Raw genomic sequence first — 18,176 nt, 5'->3', positions numbered from 1 at the left:
TGAGAATGGTTAAGCGTGCGCCATCCTGCGTTCTGCATCCTCAACGTGATGGCGAAGCCGTGATTTCATCTCGTTATAGGTCTGAGAGGCGTATGTCTCAGCCCAATCCTGATCGATAATTGGCTCAACCCGGACCGCGCAGTATTTGGTTTCTGGCGTTTTTGATACCGGATCCAAATTATCCTGCGTTAGCTCATTACAAGCGCCAATCCACCACTGATAGGTCATATAGATCGCACCTTTGTTGATGCGTTCGTTGTAATTACAGCGAGAGATAACCTTTCCGCGGCGGGATTCAACCCAAATAATTTGTTGATCGAGTATGCCCATTCTCTGCGCATCTTCGGGATGGATCTGAACAAAGCCAGGCTCATCGGCCAGCGTCTGTAGCGCCACGCAGTTACCCGTCATTGAACGACAGCTGTAGTGACCAACTTCGCGTACGGTGCAGAGTACTAAAGGATAGTCGGCATCGGGTATTTCAGCGGGAGCACGCCAAGCGGTGGCGAATAGCTGACCCTTACCGGTTGGTGTATCGAAATGGTTATCTTTATATAGGTAAGGCGTGCCCGGATGATCTAGCGTTGGGCACGGCCACTGTATATGGCCCATTTCACCTATTTTTTCGTAGGTCGCACCGTAATAAAGTGGGCATAGCTCGCGTAATTCATCCCAAATTTCTTCGTTGCTGTTGTAATGCATCGGGTAGCCCATCTCGGTCGCTAACAGGCTGATAATTTCCCAGTCGCGTTTAACGTTCCCTTTCGCTTCGATGGCCTTGCCAAAGCGTTGGAAACCACGATCGGCGCAGGAAAAGATTCCACCGTGCTCGCCCCAACTGGTAGCAGGTAAAATGACGTCGGCTTGCTCGGCTGTTTTGGTCATGAAGATGTCTTGCACAACGACAAATTCCAAAGCCTCGAAGCCCTTGCGAACTAGGCCTAAATCAGCTTCGGTCTGTAATGGATCTTCGCCCATGATGTAGTAGGCTTTTACCTTACCTTCTAATGCCAGATGCGGCACTTCAGTGATCCGATAGCCGACATCGGGATCCATGTCTTCGACGTTGATGCCCCATGCTTTGGCAAATTTGGCGCGGATTTCAGGATCGGTGACCGACTGATAGCCTGGAAACTCATTGGGTAGCACCCCCATATCGCAGGCACCCTGCACGTTGTTTTGCCCACGAACGGGCCCCACACCAACGTTAGGACGGCCTAAGTTACCGGTGAGCAAGGCTAGACCCGACAAGCCTTTCACGACGTCAACGGCCTGACCAAACTGTGTCACGCCCATGCCCCACATGATGGTAGCCGAAGGGGCTGCGGCATAGGTGCGCATGGCTTGACGAATATCTTCGGCAGGAATACCTACGAGTTTTTCAACCGCTTCTGGACTGTAGTCGGCGACAATTTTGCGATATTCCTCGAAACCCTCGGTGAAATTAGCGACGTAGCTTTTGTCGTACAGGTTTTCTTCAATCAGCACATGCGCAAAAGCGTTAACCAAAGCCATGTTGGTTCCGTTTTTCATTTGCAGGTGCTGATCGGCAATGCGTGCGGTTTCTATTTTTCGTGGGTCGCACACGATGATTTTGGCACCTTTCTCTTTGGCTTTGATCACGCGGCGGGCGACGATAGGGTGAGAATCCGCGCAGTTATAGCCAAATACCAGCAAACATTGAGAGTTTTCAATATCGCTGATGGAGTTACTCATGGCACCGTTACCCAGCGTTTGTTGCAGGCCTGCAACAGAAGGGCCGTGGCATACGCGCGCGCAACAATCGACGTTGTTATTGCCGGTTACCGCACGTGCAAATTTTTGCATGACATAGTTGGTTTCGTTACCGGTTCCGCGAGAGGAACCGGTATGCATAATCGATTTCGCACCGTACTTCTGTTTGATTTCTTTTAGGCGCTGAGCGGTATAACGAATGGCTTCGTCCCAAGAGACAACCTCGAACTTTCCACCTTTCTCACGGCGGATCATGGGCTCATTCAAGCGCGGCGTAAGCAGTTTGGTGTCGTTAAGAAAGTCCCAACCGAAATACCCTTTCAGACATAGTTCGCCCTGATTGGTGACCCCATTGGCGCCCTCTGCGCGTACTATTTTGCCGTTTTCAACACACAGGTTAATTTTGCAACCTGCGCCGCAGTATGGGCAGACGGTAACAACTTTGCTTTTCCCAACAACATCGTTAACTGCAACGTTGTGGTTCACGACATCTAGATTATTGACAACAATTTGATTATTCACGATAGGTGAATTCATAACGAGACCTTACCCCGAACCGGGGATAATGAATGGTTGTTAATCAATCCCTTACGTTTGAAGCCGCAGTAAATTCACTGCGACGTCAATCAATAGGGACTAAAACTGCTTAGCAAAAGAGTTAAAACATGAAATCAATGGTGGTATCGAGTGCGGCACGGCGGCGTTTTTCGTTGATCAGATCCTGCATAGCATTGCGGTCGATCAGTTTCAGCGCATTGGTTGGGCAGGTTTCTACGCAAGCGGGGCCATTTTCACGGGTATGGCATAGATCGCATTTGTTAGCTTCGGCTTTAGACGAAACCATCATAGCGGAGGCGCCATTTTGGCGAACGACCGGCGAGGTTACGACTTCCATCGTGCCATATGGGCAAGCCACTACGCAGGTTTTACAGCCGATGCATTTTTCTTGTGATACGTAGATGAAGTCTTTCTGGCGAGAGATAGCGCCGTTCGGACAGACGTTTGCGCAAGGCGCGTCTTCACATTGGCGACACAGGATAGCGGTGCTAACGTTTTGCCCTTTAATCACGTGAATGCGTGGAGTGAAGTTGTCTTTGGACAGGTTGTGAAGTTCGCTATCTTCACGGTGAGCCATGACGCAGGCGACTTCACAGGTGCGGCAGCCGATACATTTTTTAGGATCTGCAATGACGAACCGGTTCATCAATTAACTCCTGATTTCTCATTATATTTGGTGGGGCAGAACGGAACTGCCCGTGCTCAGATTGCTTATCGGTACTAGCAAGCACACATCATGCCAAGTGTGTTTTGTTTGTGTTTTTTTGTTTTAAATTAGTGAGTTGCTTCTAGCACTTATTTAAGATGAATGAAAAGAACAGCGTGAAAATTCAACCTCGACAGGAGATTCGACAGAAGTGTCGAACCATTTTCGCTATCTATCATGAATCATATTATCGCTGGTCTAGCGAGGCGGCTTGTTGATCTTGAAGATGATAATGAGTGGGAACTAGGGTGATAAAACGAAGCTCATATTGATAAACAAATCAATAACCCCTTATTGTAGAAGAGGTTATTAAAACTCGTCTCCCATTGATAATGGGAGACAGAGGATACTACCCATGTTTGACGGTAAAATGAGAGGCAATTAGCTTGGCACCACAGGAGGTTTGGTCGCCATCGTGTGCAGCTTGTTTTCCGTTGAGGGTGAATCCGCTGCCGGAAGCAATAATGGTGGAGGGCGTATGACCCAGAATGGGGCACACAACCATATCGCCATGACCAGCAACGGCGATGCCGTCCTGTGTGAACCCTGCATCAGCAGTGACGACTGTACCGCCATGATTTGTTTTATCGCCCAAGACAATGAGTGGTTTCATTAATTCATTCCTTATTCAGTTATATATTTTTCAAAAGGCTTAATTTGTTTGGCAGCAAACTGTGGTGTGAAACGCTGGCTGTTATCCCCTTGATAGGCATCACAAGGAACGGCAGCAGGAGATACCTTAAAAACTTTGCACATTAACCACCAGCTTAATGCAAAGAGAGAAAGCAAGGGGAACAGTAGGAATGTCCAGACTGGCCAGAAAATGATCTTGGTGTTCATTTCGACCCTGTCGCAATATCGGCGACGAAAAGGCCAAGGAGCGTAGTGTTGCCATATTTCGCTAGGGGAAAGCGTGACTTTGGTGCTGAACACGCGACTCCATTCATAGCTTTTTGGAACTCGTAAACCCTCATGACCCTGCTGCATAAATGCGTTTATAAAAGTGGTTACTCCGTGCAAAACTGAGCGCTGATCGTTACTTAATTCAACATAGTCAACTGAGACAGTATTATCTTCATTACGATGAGGAAAAATAAAATAGATTTTAGCCACATTATTAATATTGATCTGACTATCCCATAATAGAGAGCTCCATTGGGTGCTTAAATCTTTCCCTCTATGATGGGCATGCACCATCCTAGTACTACGGTTAAAAACGATATTTGAATTCTCCTTGATGTTTATAATTGCCTTGCCGCCAATAAATAACATTATGATAATAATTGGAATTAATACTAAAACAAAAAAATGACTAAATCCTGAACTAAAATAGATCGCAGTAAAGAGCATAGCCTGAAACCAAAAACGCCCCATAATTGATTCAAAAGCTAACGTAGCAGTTTGGATTTCTAAACAGTTATCGCTTATTGAAATTAACTGATTACCAATCCATGCATCTTCGACCTTGTATTTTCTCTCAGGGAAATCATAGGTAACCTCCGATGTTTTTATCATATTTATTACTCCTTGTAGTTTAAGGCCTAATCCCTTTAGCTGCCATTTCTGGTGTTACGCGGATGCTATCGTCACCTTCGTAGGCTTCTTCGGGGACAGGATGAGGTCTGATGTTGAATATTTTAGTGAAGGGGTACCAGAGCAGTGAGAAAATCATATTAATGGGGAACATAATAAATGTGTAAATTGGCCACATATATATTTTAAGCATTTTTTCTATTGGATCTACAACCCTCCCACAAAAAGGCCACGGGGCATAATGGCATAATGATTTGCAAGGTGGGAATGAAATGTATATATTCTCTAATCCGGACCATTCATATTCAGCTGGAATTATGAGACTATTGGAGCCATGACTTATGAAGGTTTTTATATAATCTGAAATCGGTTTTATACTCCATTCGTCATCTATTTCTATATTTTTAGTTATTATTATTCCATTTTTATCACGTCGATGCATAGATATCATTGTTTTTGCACCGCCATAAATAATGACATCATTTACATGGTTAATATATTTTTTATTATTATAGTAAGCATAACATTTCTTTGTTTTGCGATTGAATACTATATTTGATAATGCGGTTATTCGTGATACTAACGCCCATTCAAGCATGCAAAACAAAAAACAAGAAACAAGAATAAGAAATATCGGTAGTAATGGTTTTTCATATGGTGATGGGGTAAATACAATGCCTAGTCCAGAAATATTTATAAAAAAAGCTATAAAAAAAAGTATTTTACCATTTAATGATCCATTAAACGTTTCTTTTGGTCTAAGTTCAAGGCAGTTTTTGCTCATGGAGACAAAACATTTTCTCATTGCTTCTTCAGGAGTAATTATCTGCTCATTAGGTTTTTTATTGTTCATAATTAAGGTCTAATCCCTTTGGCCGCCATTTCTGGCGTTACGCGGATGCTGTCGTCACCTTTGTAGGCTTCTTCGGGGACAGGATGAGGCTTGATGTTGAATATTTTGGTGAAGGGGTACCAGAGCAGTGAAAGAAACGTATAAAGAGGAAATAAAAGAAATGTATATAGCGGCCATAGATAAATTTTGAGTGTTCTTTCAAATTCATCAGTAATTTTCCCACAAAAAGGCCAAGGAGCATAGTGCAGTAGTGCTTTGAATGGTGGTAATGCGACATTCTCTTTTTCTAAATCAGCCCAATCACGGCTAGTTGGTATTGGTAGGTCACTTTCTCCTTCATGTAAAAATTTCTTAATATAATAAATAATTGGTTGGACATTCCACTGTTCATCAATTTCTATATCACCAGTGATAACTTTCCCCTCTTTATCATGACGATGTACAGAAATATGAGTCGTCTTTCCTCCGGAAATAATTATGTCTTCAACATCGTTGATATGTTTTCTACCACAGTAGTAAACGTAGCACTTTTGTGTTTTTCTGTTAAAAACAATATTTGAATTGTTTTTTATTTGTGAGATAAACATAAATATTAAAAAAGAGAAAAGCAAGATAGCCACTGCGTGAAGAGATAATTCAATGAAGTTGTGATTTTCCATCCACGATTGAATTGCAGACATAAGAATAAAAACATTGACAGATATGATTGCGGGTAAACACATTCGGCTTAAGTATGCTCCTTCAGAGATACTAGATGCTTTTATTTCAAGGCAGTTTTTGCTGATTGAAACAAAAATGTTTTTTATATTGTCCAGATCCGATATGTCTTGTTCGTATTCTGGGTATCTATTATTCATTAATATATTACCTTTCTGTTTTAGTTCACTACTATTTGTGTTTTTTTGATTCTATCAATAGATTCATCTGTTATGCTATGGATGTTCCATCTTATTGTATTTTATAAATAAATTCTCAGATGTTACTGCTATATTCTAGTATTATATTTTAGTGATGGCTTCATTTCTCTAATGCTAAGGTCTAATCCCTTTAGCTGCCATTTCTGGCGTTACGCGGATGCTGTCGTCACCTTCGTAGGCTTCTTCGGGTACTGGATGTGGTTTGATGTTGAATATTTTGGTGAAAAGGTACCAAAGGAGTGCAAAGAACATATTAATCGGGAACATAATAAATGTGTATAATGGCCACATATATATTTTCAATGCTTTCTCTTCTGGATCGGTTATTTTAGAACAAAATGGCCAAGGAGCATAATGACGTAAAGCCTTGCAAGGAGAAATTGAAACGTTTGAACAGCCTATATCTGTCCATGCTAATTTAGTCGGAATGGGAAGTTCACTGTGCCCATTTCTGATAAAATTATTGATGTAATCCATGATTATTTTTATATTGTATCCATCATCAATCGATATGTTTTTGGTTAATATAGTTCCATTTTTTTCACGGCGGAAAAGCGATATTATTGTGCTGGCACCACCTGAGAATATAACATCGTCGACATTGTTAATGTATTTTTTGTTGTTGTAATATGTGTAGCATTCTCTTGTCTTTCGATTGAATACGATATTTGATGTTTTTGTGATGACTGATGTTGATGTATACTCAAATACCCAGGAAATAATACATAAAAACAAAATGAGAGATGTTATTAATAATAGGTCATCATCGTATTCATTAATATAAGTAGCGTATAGCATATAACATGCTCCTACGTGAGTGAGCAATGTTACGAGTAGAAAAAACCTACCATGAAATATACAGTAAAGTCTCTCTCGTGGCCTAATTTCAAGGCAGTTTTTACTCATGGAGACAAAACATTTATTAACTGCTATTTCAATTTTTTTATTATGGTCTGTTATGTTATTCATTTTAATTCCTAGAGCTAAGGCCTGTAATATGTAATTGATGGAATTGAACGCATGTATAGTTCTGGATCCATTTTATTTTCTGAAATAATGACCATTTCATTTGTATCTCCAGTATTGGGCTGGTATTTTAAATCCAATCGGGCTTGACCTCCATTTGGAGAGGAGTCATTTTTGCTAAAACGCAGGAGAATCCCCCCATTTGTCTGAGGCGCTTCCTCTATGAGATAACCGGTTGATATATCTCTAATATCACTAATGCCTTTTATATAGTCTGGAAAATAAAGAACAAATTTAGGTGGTTGCATTCCAAACTTATTACTAATTATTTCTTCAGGTAACCACTGAGAATAAACAGTAGGATGTTTTAGATATTGAGCTAGTGTGGCATCGACCATAATGGGTTTATAGCGAATGTTGAAGTACTCTTGTAACGTTTCACTTAGCGATCCCCACCTATGCAGGTCTCTATCGGAGTTTTCATCTGCCATTAGTATACCAAACTCTGTGCGATTGACCCAAGCTTCATAAGGTGTGTGATTTCTTTCATCGGCCTCTAGCCCAAGCCATATACCAACACCAATTAAAGTTATACCAAGTATTACCCATCCAATAATAGGAATGAGTGCCATTGTACTGATTAATCCGCCAATGTGTAAAAGGAGCGCAGAACCGAAAAGCATAAGAAAAGCAGATCCTAATCTGAAGTATTTCCCATCAGTTTGATTTTTTATGGATTTCAATATTTCAGTTATAAATGTGAAAATAATTGCGCCCCATCCGAAAGTTAATCCAGCAACATCTGAAGCAAGTAATCTTGGTATCAGTTTTACGTAATACTCTCCTGCAACAGCGATTCCAGCATCTAAACTTTCGCGCACGGCTAAATTTTTTACCGATACCAGCGCTGCGTTTATTGTTGCCAACTCCCCTAGTCCTGCAGCCATAAAACTGCTTATATTAATCGCTGTGGGTTTTTCTTGGCATGTTTTTAGAGCGCTGAATAAATAAATACTGGCAAAAATCAATACTCCAGGTGAGACGATTGCTACACTAAATAGTGCACTTCTTTTTCCTGCAACATAATTTTCATTATATTTTGCACGTATTTCTGTTTCAGTGATAACTTTCAGATTACGTCTGTTGGGACCAGAGAAAATAGATGCTTTAGTGCTTTCTGATATCGCCAGCATATTACTCTCAGTCAATACCTCTAGGTTTTTTATCGCAGGAACTGCTTCTATAACATCACTGGTGATGTTATAGCGACTACGAAGAACTCCTAGTAACTTAGTTGCGTTATTTTCTTCTATTGCTTGTTCTACATGTTTAGTTAGGCTGGCAATTTTATCCCAAGATTTTCTTCCTTTAGTTAGTTTTAACAATGTCGTCTGGATGTTTTTAGCAATAATATCGGTACCTTGTGTGGCTTTAATAAAACTGAGTTTTTTAGAAATGGTCTGAATAATTAAATCCGGCGCACTTACCCATACACCTGCTGTACTTGCATCTTTTTCAAAAGGTCTATACGCGAGCAATGCTTGGTTTAAAGGGCTATTAGCATCGTTAATCCAATCCATGAACAATGTACTGCGTGGATCTTTATCCTCTTGTCCTGGAAGCGGAAAACCAGCACCGTCAATAATCATTGCAATAGATAGTTCTAGGGAATAAGCTGATGCTTTGAAATAACGGTCATAGCTGCTTAAAGCACAGGCGATTGACAGTCGCATATATTGGTATTGTTGTTCGGTACTTTTTAGCCATGCGTGATGATCGATTGCGGAAAGCCGAGCCCGCTTTATCATAATTTCTAAATCATCTTGAACTTGTTTCTTCTCTTCTAGAAAAGCCATAAATTTTTGTTGATCAATACGTTTGGCAAACCTATGGCCGCCCTTACTACGAGATTCATCCGTCAGCAGCATATAGTGTGATAGATCGCGTTCACCATCCACCAGCGACTCATCCCCTTTTGATGCACTTAAGCTAATTAAGGTATTAAATATTAATTCGCTGATTGCATTTTTTTGGTAAAAATCTTCACTGGGTCTCTGTAATTTACTCACGTTTAACTGAAGTGCCAGTGGGAGATTAGAACCGGAGCCTTGGGCTTTTACATCGGCAGTTTGATGTGCATATAGCTTGGCAATAGAACCTGTGTCGATACCAATACCTTCCGCATCCAGCAAGGCAATCACCGCCGGAACCTTTGGAGCGTATTGCTTGAAATAGCCAGCCATTGACTTGAGCGTGTAGAGATCGGTTTGGTAGCATTCACCTTGGCTCCAACTCATATCAATTCTTATATCGGCGGGTTTGTACTCTTCAACCCATTGTTCTAGCGCAGCTAGAGGCATGATGTTTTTTTGGGTTGAAAAAGATTCGCTACAATTAACAAGCTCTGCTGGATCAACTGGCTGCATAAAAAGTTGGCGTGAGGCGATACTGCTTAAAATGTCACTGACTTGTTTTTGAGTCCACAGATGGGGGCTATAACCAATCCATACTTCAGTGGCATCGGCTTCAATCCAGATGTTGTGACTAATATTGCCGCTAGCGTAAGAATTGGTGGAACCGTATTGCTCTAAGTTTTGTATCAGAAGTTCTTGATAGAGCCCGTTACCCTCATGTTCGTGGATGATTAGCTTTTTGCCTTTTTCCGGCGAGGACATATAGGTGTAAACATAACCGCCACGTAATGCGCGCAGAGTGTATTTTGAACAGTGGAGTTCAGCAATACAGGTAAAACCTTCTTCGAGCGTAAAACCACAGCCTTCCCATGCAAACTGCTGGGGGTCATCCGGTTTTTTAGGCACAATTCCGTAACGAACGGGGACTAGGGGAATACGCCCTTTAGCGCTGGTGCAAGGTTTGGCTGAAACAACGTTATCAGTGGTTGCCATAAAAAAGATCTCCTGAAAGTAATCGCTGTGCTTCCCTGCGTACTGATAATGGTGGAAGGTTGTTTTGCACAATGTGCTTGGCTAACTGGATGGAGGTGCCGTAACTTTGCAAAAATTGTTCACGTATCTGGCTTTCACTAACATTCTGTTCTGGTGGTCGGTAGGTTGTTAGGACAGCATTGGTGGCATCATAAAAATACCGCTGCTTATTTTCTGGAATCAGCAACCAATCACTCATCAACTGGTGATAAAAATATTCACTAGTAAAGTATCCTAGCGGGTTGTGAATCAGATAATCCAAAGCGTCGAGGCGGTCAACTACCGGCTGTTGCAGGTTGGCAAGCACACATACTGAGCGCTCATGGTTCATCTGTATCATGTGGGCAAAGAATGTATGAATGAAGCGTTGAACATGCTCTTGGCGCTGAATATTGAATTTTTGCAATTGATGCTGACAAGTTTTTACCAGTTGTAATGCACGTGGGTAATGTTCTTCAGCGCTGTCCGAACAAATTAATAGCTCTCGAGCTAATAGGGCGTCTGACTTTTGATGTTTGGCGAGAGAAATACGCTTTATTTCGCGAGAGGTTAGTTTCAGTACTGGAGTAAATAGCGTTTCACGATATTGTGATTGATATTTCCGCCAAGGATATTGGCTATTGCCACTGTGGTAGTAATACACGTTTTGTAGTGGGCCAATCAATCGATCGCGTTTCTTGGCTGTCATTGCGCTCAGTATGTCATCTAGAGAATTTGGCAGCCAGTTAAAGCGCACACAGTGACCATTGCTCATCACTAGTGTGGATACTGCGGCCAAATGTGACACTAATTCATCAATAGGATTTGCGCTGTGAACAATTAGGCCAGCATGATGTTGTCCCCATAAGGCAATGAATTGTTCCAGTGTGGCCGTGTTTTCTGTTACTTCAATCAACAGTGGACCTTTCTCCCTTTCTCGATCGTAGCGAGTATCCTCCCAAATCCAGTGATACAGGATGTAGGGATCGCTTTGCTTGATGATTTCTATCAGCGAAGGTGCTGGCGGAAAAACATCATCGTGCTTCTGCAAGCCGTTATAGGTGAGGTGTTCGATAATGCGCGGCTGAAGCAGTAAATAAACCGGATAGCCGCATAAGGTGGCTTTGAGTTCCTGAGTATTCAATGCGTTTGACGTTTCACGTTTATTTGTGCGCAACGACATTATTTATTTCTCTTTCTCGCATGGGCAGTCATCCAAAGGGCAACTACCATCAGGTTGCATAGAGCACATGTCGTCAAAGGGTTTGCCCTCTTCGGGCGATTGTGAGGGGGCTCCAGAGAAAGAAGGTGCTGCGCCCATCGTTGCGGCCACAAGACCTTTCAGGAATATGTTTCCCTCAAGCGTTATTCCTTTTGCATCGAGGGTGATTTTGCCTGCAGGTCCCCGCAGTACGATTTTTTCACTGGCATCATGTAAAATTTGGGGGCTTTTCTGCTGCAGCTTTTTACTAGCATCGTGTAGAGACTCACCCACCACGCGATGGGTGTAATTACCACCAGTATCTATCTGATAGTTTGCTGTTACCTGCTCTTTACGATGATTGCCAATGTTCGCAATATAGTCTTTATTAATCTCTATTTTTTGATTGCGGGTAACAACCAGATAATCATCGTGAGTGATCGTAGTACGCCGGTCATTGCCGACTTCCCAGGTTTCATCGTGGCCAGTGATGTTTTTTCTGTCATGGTTGACGTTGACTACCTCATCGTTACCAACGGTTTCTGAGCGGTCATGACCAATTTGAGTCGTTTCGTCATTATTGACGGTGTTGAGTTGGTTCTTTTGGGCGCGAATATAAACCTGTTCGTTATCCGTTGCATCTTCAAAAGAAAGCTCGTTATAGCCACCGCCTTTATAGGTTTTGCTACGCAATACCATCTTGGTTTTATTACCAGGTAACGGATAAGGTGGACGGTTTTTTCCGTTATAGGTACATCCAGTGACAATAGGGCGGTCAATATCGCCATTCAGATAGGAAACGATCACCTCTTGCCCAACTCTGGGGATTGCCATCATACCAAAGCCGTTACCATTCCAGCCTTGAGCAACGCGTATCCAACATGACGCCTTTTCGTCCGCGTTGTTGTATCTATCCCAATGGAAATAAACGCGAATACAGCCATCTTCATTAACGTAAATTTCCTCACCTGAGGGGCCAACGACGGTGGCGACTTCATCTCCGTCAGCCTGAGGTCGGTAACGATAGGCTGGACGCCAGTCATTGCGACCCGGTACAAAAGTGAACTGATTTGTGAGCGTGGTACCACCGCCATTATCTTCTTCTTCCAGCGCTTCGGGCATTTTCCCATGATGGTCAATTGCGACGATTTGCCAGCGGTCATTCATTGATTCAACGGGATGTTCGATGATGGTGAAAATTCGACCAGGCATGAGCTTAATACAATTGGAGTGAGCTGTGCCCATCTGCGCATTTGCCTGTAATTGTTCCATGCGATAACGCACCAATGGTGCTGCCTCTGCATCCTGTTGAAAACGTCCATAGCTTTCAAAGACGGAATAATGTCCGCCACTTCTGGTGCTGGCTTGCTGCTTTAAAGCATACGAAGGTCGATGATAGTTGCGGTCTTTGTGAATGGCTTGCTCAGGGTGCATATGAGCACCAAAGCGCAGCGAGTGGATAATATCTCCTTGAATCGCACTCTTTGGATGTGGATTGTATGTCAGAGATGTCGCGACCAGCATACCTAAATGGGTGTCGCTATAGCACAATCCTTTATTATCAAACCAATACATAATGCCTTCCTCGGATGAAAGGCGATGGAAAAAGTCAAAATCAGACTCACGTTTTTGCGTTACATATTCCCGAGTTTGATGTGTGTCTTGAAGCTGGGTACAGTTAGATTGCACATTATTTTTTTGTAGTAACGCGCGTAAGATATCGGGTACGGATTGCAGTTGATAAATGCGGCTGTCTTGATTTAGCGTCATGGCCCACATTTCAGGGCGAATAGTAAGGTAGTAGAATGTCCGTCGAAATCCACTATCGCCTCGTTCGGCGCTTGCGACCACGCCAGTAATGGTTCGTTGTTCTTCATTATCCACGTTAATCGTCAACGATGCTTGCTGCAGTAGCTGCTGATCTAAATCGATGTCGTTGCGAGGGCTCACTAGGGTCAGTGTTAGTGTGAAGAGCGCGCAGAGTTCCTCATTAAGATGAAACTCAGCAACGTCAAATGTCTCGGCAGCTAAGCCACCAATTTTGCAAGTGAAAAACAGCCCTGTTTTTCTTTTCATAACATATCCTTACAACATCGGGTGATGACCTTGAACATGGCCGATATGCCACCGTTCGTTAGTTCGCTGGTTGATAACGTCTAAATGAATAAAGCTGTTGGTGTTTTGACTAACGGATAATACGTAGCTCAGTGAGACGGCAAACTGATACATCTCACCTACGTTGGCATAACAGTCAGGATTAAGTGTCAAGGTGACAGAAACTCCCCTGTTGGGGCTTCCTTTCACCAGCCAATCCATTGGTTTTGTCACTGCCGACGTGATTCCTTCAATGCTGCGTTGAATAAATTCACTCTGGGTGAGGTTGCTTTGCTGATGAAAATCAAACTGGCGCAGTAAATCCTTTAGATGAGAGGTGTCTTTGAGCACTAAATAATTGAATGATAAAAGCGAGAGTAAACGCCAGTGTTGATGGCTATCAGTTATGCCACTATAGCCTTGCGAACATGGCGTGAGGTTAGTTACCGATAGCTCATTCGGAATCTCTTCCCCTGTCATCGTTATTTTGCCTGAGTCCAGATGAGACGCAGCAGGATCCCAGCTAATGTAATGGCAAACTAAGGGTGGGAGTTGGGTATCCTCTAGTTGACCATTTGCCAGATAAAATTGGATTTTGCTCTGGTGTTGACCCGATATTTGAGTCTCTTCATGTATCGAATAGAAATAACGTTGAGTGGCGCTATCATCCAATGGCATAGAATACGGCACGGTGGCGCTGGTCAGGGGGACAAACTGAATATTGCTCCCTGTGTTTGTTGTGTCAGGCTCTTGATTAGCATGTATACCTGAGACTTTGAATACGTTCTGTTCCTCTAGCAGACAGGTTTTTTTGCCAAAAGGAACGTAGATTTCAGGTGTGTGTTTAGCTGCTAAATTGACTGCCGGACAGCAGTGGAGGATAAAAGCATCATCTATATTTTCTATGGGCAGCTGTTTATTAAAACTAAAAGTAATAGAAACAGTTCGGTCTTTGGTCAATGGTATAGATTTATATTCTGATGAGAGATTGAGTGTTATAAAGTTATATATATGCGGGAAATACAAATATTCAGCAAATGCCTGTAATGCCCAATAACGCTCATTTTCTGCGGGAATAATGAGTTTGCTGGCGTTAGGGGCGCATTCCTCAATCGGGGAATTAATTCGGATTCGTTGCTCGTCAAAACATATATATGTTTTTGTTAGATATTGGGAGAACCATAATTTCAGTAGCGCTGCAGTGGATTTATCATGGCTTAGAAATAATATGATTTTTCCTGGTGACCATGTAGCGCTAGAGCCATAGTGCCGAAAAGATAGTGTGACCTCGTTTTTATCCAGTTCTTTAATCATCGTCCTATTTTGTACGGCTATCGGTTCTATGTGGAGATGGGAACGAGTAATAAAAGTTATTGGTGGCTCATGTTGTGAGGTGTGTATGTGGCTATTCTCAGCGATGTCGCATGGGTATTCATCTGCACAACCGATGTCATTGAGTTCAGCAAAAAACTGAACAATACTCGTCGCGGGGAGTGGTCTTAGTGGCATAGGCCAGATTTTTGATAGCAGAGGATTGGTAACTTCAGGTATGCCATCTTCAATTTTTTGCTTTAGATGCCCAGATAAAAACGAAAACCCAGAAAATAATCTCTCTACGTCGGGATCGCTACCGCCGGCCAGAAACGGTGCTAGCCTCGGGTGATCTCTGGATACTTCAATGCCACGTAGACGCAAATACTCCATCTCGGTACGGAAATAGCTCTCGAATGGATTCATATTGTTCTTAGTAAATTATTTTTAATATATTTTCTAGCAAACGCATTCTCGTTGTGAATTTAATGCGTTTTTTTTGATGGTTAATAATGTTATTTAAAACAATTACGGGAAAATTAAAACTTAATATTGAGTTAATTTTCTATTACCATTCTTCATTATCATATTGATAATTTTTGCTTATCTTTCTGATATTTTTTTTGCATAAAAAAACGCCCAACATTGCGGCTAAGCAATGTTGGGCGTTGGTTTCAACTTTGGCTGAAAAACTTATCCTTCAGCGGCTACGCGCAGGCGACGTTTGATGTTGTCGTACTCACGTACTACGTACTGTTCGGCTTCTTCCTGATCTTTGATTGCATCAACGCTGACAGCACAGTATTTGTACTCAGGCGTTTTGGTAATCGGACTCAGGTTTTCTGCTACCAGTTCGTTACAGGCACCGATCCACCATTGGTACGTCATATAGACCGCCCCTTTATTTGGACGATCGCTGACCGCTGCGCGGGTAATGACTTTACCCTGTCGCGAACGTACCCAAACCAGCTCTTGGTCGCGGATGCCAAAACGTTCGGCATCTGCGGTGTTGATTTGGATATACCCCGGCTCATCGGCCAATGCGGCTAACGCTTTACAGTTACCGGTCATAGAGCGGCAAGAGTAGTGGCCTACTTCACGTACGGTAGCGAGCACCATTGGGAATTCGTCGCTGACTTTATCAATCGGCGGACGCCATTCGCAGGTATAGAACTGACCTTTCCCGTTCGGCGTATCGAAGTTACCGCCTTCGTACAGGTATGACGTTCCTGGACTGTCGAGCGTTGGGCATGGCCATTGAATGTAGGCCAAATCGGCCATTTTTTCGTAGGTCGCGCCGTAGTAGATCGGACACAGTTCGCGCAGTTCATCCCAGATTTCCTGCGTATTGTTGTAGTGCATCGGGTAACCCATCGCGGTGGACATCAGGCTAATGATCTCCCAGTCGCGTTTGACATCACCTTCAGGCTCTACCGCTTTGTAGAAGCGCTGGAAACCACGGTCGGCTGCGGTGTATACCCCTTCATGCTCGCCCCAAGAGGTTGCAGGTAGTACAACGTCTGCAATCGCGGCGGTTTTGGTCATGAAGATATCCTGCACAATCAGAATATCTAGCTTTTCAAAAGTACGGCGGATAGTGGCCAGATCCGGTTCGGTTTGCAGCGGATCTTCACCCATCACGTAGTGTGCTTTGATCAAGCCGTGATCGATATTATGTGGTACTTCGCTCAGCGCGTGACCGATATTCGCTGGCAGGGATGGAACACCCCAGGCTTTGGCGAATTTTTCACGAGCGGCTTCGTCAGTCACATACTGATAGCCCGGATAAGTGTTTGGCAGCGCACCCATGTCGCAGGCACCCTGAACGTTATTTTGTCCACGAACTGGGCCTACACCGACGTGTGCTTTACCCAGATTACCCGTTAGCAATGCTAGGCTGGTTAAGGTACGCACGGTTTCTACACCCTGGTAGAACTGGGTAACACCCATGCCCCACAGAATGGTTGCCGTTGGTGCTTTGGCATACATGCGGGCTGTTTCACGGATCATCTGAGCACTGATACCGGTGATCTCTTCAACCGATTCTGGTGTGTATGGCATCACCAAATCGCGGAAGGTTTCAAACTCTTCGGTATGCTGTTCGATGAACTCACGATCGTGAAGATTTTCTTCGATGATGACGTGTGCCAAAGCGTTCAGCAGTGCAATGTTAGAGCCGTTTTTCAGCGGAACATGAATGTCAGCGATACGCGCGGTTTCAATGAAACGCGGGTCGCAAACAATAATTTTAGCCCCTTTCGCTTTCGCCTTGATGATGCGGCGAGCCACGATAGGGTGGGAGTCTGCGGCGTTATAACCGAAGACGAAAATGCATTGAGTATCTTCAATCTCAACGATTGAGTTACTCATGGCGCCGTTACCGACCGATCGCTGCAGACCTGCAACCGAAGGGCCGTGTCAGACGCGCGCGCAACAATCGACATTGTTAGTGCCGATGGCTGCGCGGGCAAATTTTTGCATCACATAGTTAGTTTCATTACCAGGACCGCGGGAAGAACCGGTGGTCATGATAGCGTCAGGGCCGTATTTCTCTTTCACAGCCAGTAAACGGGAACTGGCGAACTCAATGGCTTCTTCCCATGAGACGTTTTCCAGTTTTCCACCGCGTTCACGACGGATCATTGGTGACTTCAAGCGCGGAGTCAGGATTTTAGTATCGTGGATAAAATCCCAGCCGTAATACCCTTTCAGGCACAGCTCGCCTTGGTTCGTCACGCCATTCGCACCCTCAGCGCGAATGATTCTACCGTTATCGACCACCAGATTAATTTTGCAACCTGATGCGCAATAAGGGCAGACCGTGATGACTTTCTTCATCAACATTGCTCCTATTTTATTCAGCCGGAAGGGACAGAACCCGGCTCATATTCATATCGCTCGGCAATCCAAGCGTTATTTAATGTTTATTCACCCTATTTATATGCATGTACTGTGCCAATTTGATACCCCTTGAGGGGGATGGCTAATGCCTTGAACTATAAGGGGTCTAGGGGGAGGAGTATGCTGATCGACATCATCAAAGAGGTGACGAGTTCGACAGTTTTGTCGATATTTGATGGGGGATGGGAATGGGAGCAGTGTGAGGTTTCGTACGCCTAATGTACCGAAACCGACATACACTCCGTGCAGGCGTCCGAGTTGGGGGGCCAATCGCTGCCCCCCAACACCCCAGCTTGGCACCGTTCTTCAGCCTGCTTCGCAGGTGCCCGAATCTCGTCATTCCGGCCTTAACGGAACGAACGGCAATCGCGAGTATTCGGCGCATCCCTGCGCCTCACCCCTTCGGGGCCAACGCAAGTGTTGTTCAAATTTGCTCCAGGCAAATTTGTCCATGCCTCCGTCGTTCTTTCGCCGACAT

At 43.7% G+C, this 18,176-nt stretch carries 12 protein-coding genes; all 12 read right to left on the bottom strand.

The annotated features are described in order from the left end of the window. Positions 1-9: 9 nt before the first annotated feature. Complete coding sequence (gene fdhF, locus M988_RS16420) at positions 10-2,271, bottom strand: formate dehydrogenase subunit alpha (RefSeq protein WP_082919470.1); 2,262 nt, start codon at positions 2,269-2,271, stop codon at positions 10-12. A gap of 121 nt (positions 2,272-2,392) precedes the next feature. Further along, entirely contained in the window at positions 2,393-2,938 is a 546-nt protein-coding gene (hydN, locus tag M988_RS16415; RefSeq protein WP_008815112.1) for an electron transport protein HydN, read from the bottom strand. Between the two features lie 409 nt (positions 2,939-3,347). Further along, positions 3,348-3,611, bottom strand: a complete 264-nt coding sequence (locus M988_RS16410; protein ID WP_008815113.1) for a PAAR domain-containing protein — start codon at positions 3,609-3,611, stop codon at positions 3,348-3,350. Between the two features lie 11 nt (positions 3,612-3,622). Then, positions 3,623-4,513, bottom strand: coding sequence for a hypothetical protein (locus M988_RS16405; protein ID WP_064575016.1), 891 nt, complete (start codon positions 4,511-4,513; stop codon positions 3,623-3,625). Between the two features lie 19 nt (positions 4,514-4,532). Next, positions 4,533-5,384, bottom strand: a complete 852-nt coding sequence (locus M988_RS16400) for a hypothetical protein (RefSeq protein WP_064575014.1) — start codon at positions 5,382-5,384, stop codon at positions 4,533-4,535. A 2-nt stretch (positions 5,385-5,386) separates the two neighbouring features. Then, the gene (locus M988_RS16395; RefSeq protein WP_064575012.1) at positions 5,387-6,241 is read right to left on the bottom strand and encodes a hypothetical protein; all 855 of its coding nucleotides are present in this window, start codon (positions 6,239-6,241) and stop codon (positions 5,387-5,389) included. Positions 6,242-6,415: 174 nt separating this feature from the next. Then, positions 6,416-7,099, bottom strand: a complete 684-nt coding sequence (locus tag M988_RS16390; protein ID WP_248846516.1) for a hypothetical protein — start codon at positions 7,097-7,099, stop codon at positions 6,416-6,418. Between the two features lie 185 nt (positions 7,100-7,284). Then, positions 7,285-10,173 carry a T6SS effector BTH_I2691 family protein gene (locus tag M988_RS16385; RefSeq protein ID WP_064575008.1) on the bottom strand — a complete coding sequence of 963 codons (2,889 nt, stop codon included), beginning with the start codon at positions 10,171-10,173 and terminating at the stop codon, positions 7,285-7,287. Continuing rightward, complete coding sequence (locus M988_RS16380; RefSeq protein WP_064575004.1) at positions 10,160-11,374, bottom strand: DUF4123 domain-containing protein; 1,215 nt, start codon at positions 11,372-11,374, stop codon at positions 10,160-10,162. The genes M988_RS16385 and M988_RS16380 overlap by 14 nt, the downstream gene beginning before the upstream one ends. A 3-nt stretch (positions 11,375-11,377) precedes the next feature. Further along, the gene (locus tag M988_RS16375; RefSeq protein ID WP_064575002.1) at positions 11,378-13,468 is read right to left on the bottom strand and encodes a type VI secretion system Vgr family protein; all 2,091 of its coding nucleotides are present in this window, start codon (positions 13,466-13,468) and stop codon (positions 11,378-11,380) included. 9 nt (positions 13,469-13,477) lie between these two features. Further along, positions 13,478-15,223 carry a type VI secretion system baseplate subunit TssF gene (locus M988_RS16370; RefSeq protein ID WP_064575000.1) on the bottom strand — a complete coding sequence of 582 codons (1,746 nt, stop codon included), beginning with the start codon at positions 15,221-15,223 and terminating at the stop codon, positions 13,478-13,480. A gap of 267 nt (positions 15,224-15,490) precedes the next feature. Beyond that, the gene (gene fdhF, locus M988_RS16365; RefSeq protein WP_082019157.1) at positions 15,491-17,635 is read right to left on the bottom strand and encodes a formate dehydrogenase subunit alpha; all 2,145 of its coding nucleotides are present in this window, start codon (positions 17,633-17,635) and stop codon (positions 15,491-15,493) included. Positions 17,636-18,176 lie beyond the last annotated feature (541 nt).

It is taken from the genome of Hafnia paralvei ATCC 29927, assembly GCF_001655005.1.
GTDB classification, from domain to species: Bacteria; Pseudomonadota; Gammaproteobacteria; order Enterobacterales; family Enterobacteriaceae; genus Hafnia; species Hafnia paralvei.
Note: the sequence above shows the minus strand (reverse complement) of the source record. Positions and strands in the feature narration are given on the sequence as shown.

Excerpts from the sequence above, each read along its gene's own strand:
- M988_RS16390 (WP_248846516.1), bottom strand. The coding sequence starts at position 7,099 with ATGCTATACGCTACTTATATTAATGAATACGATGATGACCTATTATTA.
- fdhF (WP_082919470.1), bottom strand. The coding sequence starts at position 2,271 with ATGAATTCACCTATCGTGAATAATCAAATTGTTGTCAATAATCTAGAT.
- M988_RS16395 (WP_064575012.1), bottom strand. The coding sequence starts at position 6,241 with ATGAATAATAGATACCCAGAATACGAACAAGACATATCGGATCTGGAC.
- M988_RS16380 (WP_064575004.1), bottom strand. The coding sequence starts at position 11,374 with ATGTCGTTGCGCACAAATAAACGTGAAACGTCAAACGCATTGAATACT.
- M988_RS16370 (WP_064575000.1), bottom strand. The coding sequence starts at position 15,223 with ATGAATCCATTCGAGAGCTATTTCCGTACCGAGATGGAGTATTTGCGT.
- M988_RS16375 (WP_064575002.1), bottom strand. The coding sequence starts at position 13,468 with ATGAAAAGAAAAACAGGGCTGTTTTTCACTTGCAAAATTGGTGGCTTA.
- M988_RS16405 (WP_064575016.1), bottom strand. The coding sequence starts at position 4,513 with ATGATAAAAACATCGGAGGTTACCTATGATTTCCCTGAGAGAAAATAC.
- M988_RS16400 (WP_064575014.1), bottom strand. The coding sequence starts at position 5,384 with ATGAACAATAAAAAACCTAATGAGCAGATAATTACTCCTGAAGAAGCA.
- M988_RS16385 (WP_064575008.1), bottom strand. The coding sequence starts at position 10,173 with ATGGCAACCACTGATAACGTTGTTTCAGCCAAACCTTGCACCAGCGCT.
- hydN (WP_008815112.1), bottom strand. The coding sequence starts at position 2,938 with ATGAACCGGTTCGTCATTGCAGATCCTAAAAAATGTATCGGCTGCCGC.
- M988_RS16410 (WP_008815113.1), bottom strand. The coding sequence starts at position 3,611 with ATGAAACCACTCATTGTCTTGGGCGATAAAACAAATCATGGCGGTACA.